This is a genomic window from uncultured Cardiobacterium sp. (assembly GCF_938028185.1).
Classification (GTDB): Bacteria; Pseudomonadota; Gammaproteobacteria; order Cardiobacteriales; family Cardiobacteriaceae; genus Cardiobacterium.
The window spans coordinates 1-2,193 of record NZ_CALJAH010000431.1; the positions used below are offsets into that span (position 1 = coordinate 1).

The window sequence follows — 2,193 nt, forward strand, 5'->3', positions numbered from 1 at the left end:
AAGAGTAACGGGTTTTCCCAGACTCTAAACAGGTTCTTAGTTATTGGGGGGCAGGCGGTTTACACGCAACAGCAGGGGCGAGTGTGCACCGCATCGTCAGGCTAGACACACGTCAATGTAAAGCCAAAGAAGAAGGCTTATCATCTACGCAACCTTACCAGCCGACAAGGAACCCGTAATGAAAGCCAAACTGCCCTGCCTCCTGCCACTGCTCGCCGTAGCCGTCGCCCACGCCGAAGAAAAAACCGACCTTGCGACCGCCAACGCTTACCGCCCGCAATACGACTTCGCGCCGCCGCCGGTCATCACCCCGCAGACCGAATTTGGCCAGCCGCTGGAAAACCAGTACGACTACCGCCGCCCGTGGACGAACCCGTCCGCCGCGCAAAACGTCAGCACCAACACCACCCGCCCGCTGCAAGCCGAAGCCCGCGTCGGCAGCATCGGCGACCAGGAGCGCGTGCTCTACCGCCAGCGCGGCAGCAACCTCTACGGCGCGGTACAGGCCTACCGTCTCCACCTCCGCGACTACAAGGACGGCAGCGGCCAACGCACCCATACCGGCTACACCCGCGATGGCGAAATGGCGATGCTCGGCGTCGTCCCCAACGCGCAGCAGGAATACCGCCTTGGCGTCGTGCGCGACAACATCCGCGACGACAAACAGCCGCAGCACCAAATGGACGCGGTGAAAACCCAGCGCATCGTGGTGAACGCCAGCGCCCGCCTCGGCGCGCAGGACCAAAGCAACACCTTCAACCTCAACGTGCGCCACATCGAACTCGACCGCACCGCCAACAACTACAAACTGCGCACCCCCGCGCAAGGCCAGCCGCGCGTCAAAATGGAAGTAGAGCGCAGCAAAACCGACCTTGACGCCGACTACCGCATCCAGTACGGCGAACAGCGCTCGCACATCGGCCTGCACTATGGCCGCGACAGCCACAACGCCGAACGCTACGCCATCACCCCGCAGGGCGCGCGCCGCAACGCCTACCGCTTCGCCGACATCCACAGCGACCACTACCACCTCTACTACGACCACTACTGGAACATCACCCCGGCGCACCAACTGAGCGGCGGCCTCAGCTACGACCGCCTCACCGCCGACCCGAAAAAGAAAAACACCGCCTCACAAATCGGCAACCAAAACTTCCCCGCGCCGAACCAGCTCTGGCAGCAGTATTACGGCAAAGCGCTGAATGGCAAACGCACCACCGGCGGCGTCGGCGCGGCACTCGCCTACCAATACCAGCCCGACGAGCGGCAAAAATACCGCCTTGGCGTGGACAGCCTCATCCGCCAGCCGGACAACGCCGAGCGCTTCACCTCGCTCCCCGGCCAAAACGGCATGGGCTGGATCGGCAACCCCTACCTCAAACCCGAACGGCACAACCGCATCGCCGTCAGCGGCAGCTGGCAGGGCGACGGCTGGCGCGAATACGGCAAAGTGCGCAACGGCGACGTTGCCGGCGCCTGGCAAATCGAAGCCGCCGCCGACTACGACAAAGTGCGCAACTTCATCACCTACGACCGCGCGCGCGGCCAAAACGGCATCCGCCGCGACGACGGCAACGTCATCAGCCGCAACACCCGCGCCACCCTCATCGGCGCCGAAATCAGCGCGGCAAAAAGCCTGACGCAAAAACTCGCCACACGCGGCAAAGTGCGCTACCAATACGGCGAAAACAACGGCGACGACCGCCCGCTGTACAACATCCGCCCGCTCACCGCCGATTGGGCGCTGGACTGGCAGGACTACGCCCCCTTCGGCAGCTACAACGTCGGCGCCAACCTGCACTACGCCCACAAAAACACGCGGCTGGACAGCGACAAAACCAAAGGCCTTGGCATCGACAACCCGCTGCACTACCAGAGCTACGCCACGGTGAACCTCTACGCCAGCCTGCAAACCCGCGACCGCTTCGCCGTCAGCGTCGGCATCGACAACCTCCTTGACCGCAAATACCACGCCCATAACGAACAGCCGCACGTCGCCTCGCTCAGCCCTGCCGCCGTCGCCGCGCCGGAACGCACCTACTGGCTGGGATTTAGCTTTAACTTTTGAACAAACGCCCCTCCCCCCGTGGGGGAGGGGACGGGAGAGGTACAACCCAAAGACCTCCTTTACAAAACAACCCAAAGACCTCGTTTACATCCATCATCCCGGTATCACCTGCACGGAGATACCCA

Annotated in this window: 1 protein-coding gene; it reads left to right on the top strand. The window is 63.0% G+C overall.

The window, feature by feature from the left end:
* The first annotated feature begins 178 nt into the window (after positions 1-178).
* A complete protein-coding gene (locus tag Q0349_RS12435) occupies positions 179-2,068 on the top strand; it encodes a TonB-dependent receptor (RefSeq protein ID WP_298081337.1) in 1,890 nt (629 codons plus the stop codon).
* Positions 2,069-2,193 lie beyond the last annotated feature (125 nt).

What these genes read in the sequence shown, in the direction of transcription:
- Q0349_RS12435 (WP_298081337.1), top strand. Translation starts at nt 179, where the DNA reads ATGAAAGCCAAACTGCCCTGCCTCCTGCCACTGCTCGCCGTAGCCGTC.